We start from the raw sequence: 542 nt of genomic DNA, 5'->3' as shown, positions 1-542 counted from the left end.
GGCAGCCCTGGTCGCGGAGGAGTGCATTCAGATGCATGGCGGGATCGGGATGACCGATGAATATGCCCTGTCTCACTATGCGCGTCGGCTGACCATGATCGACCATCAGTTCGGTGACGTGGATCATCACCTGATGCGGTTCATTGCGTTCGGGGCGGGCTAGTCATGACAGATACCGAATTGAAACGCTGGCCGCTGAAACTGGCGCAAACGCTGGGCTATTCTGTGGGGTTCAACCGCGAAACCCAACAGGCCTTTTGTGTGTTGGAGATGGACGATCTGCACCGGAACCCAAGCGGGACCATTCATGGGGGCATAACGGCAACGATGCTGGACACGGCCGGCGGGTTAACGGCCAGCCTGTCCGAAAACCCCGACTCGGTGATGCCTGCTTTGACCATGACGCTGACGATCAACTACGTGTCCGCAGTGGCCTCGGGGCGGTTGCGCGCTGTGGGGCGGGTGGCGGGTGGCGGCCGTAAGACCAAGTTCGTCGATTGCGAATTGCGCGACGATGCGGACGCGCTGATCGCGACTTCGAC

General features: G+C 60.5%; 1 protein-coding gene and 1 pseudogene. Both read left to right on the top strand.

All coding sequences use genetic code 11. The features are described from left to right. A pseudogene (locus tag ACR0DO_RS19585) lies at positions 1-163 on the top strand (pimeloyl-CoA dehydrogenase small subunit); the annotation flags it as partial. Between the two features lie 2 nt (positions 164-165). Next, the coding region (locus tag ACR0DO_RS19580) for a PaaI family thioesterase (protein ID WP_480561118.1) at positions 166-542 on the top strand (377 nt) is incomplete at its 3' end.

The sequence above is a fragment of the Ruegeria sp. AM9 genome (assembly GCF_056540565.1).
This window is presented reverse-complemented; position numbering and strand designations above follow the sequence as displayed.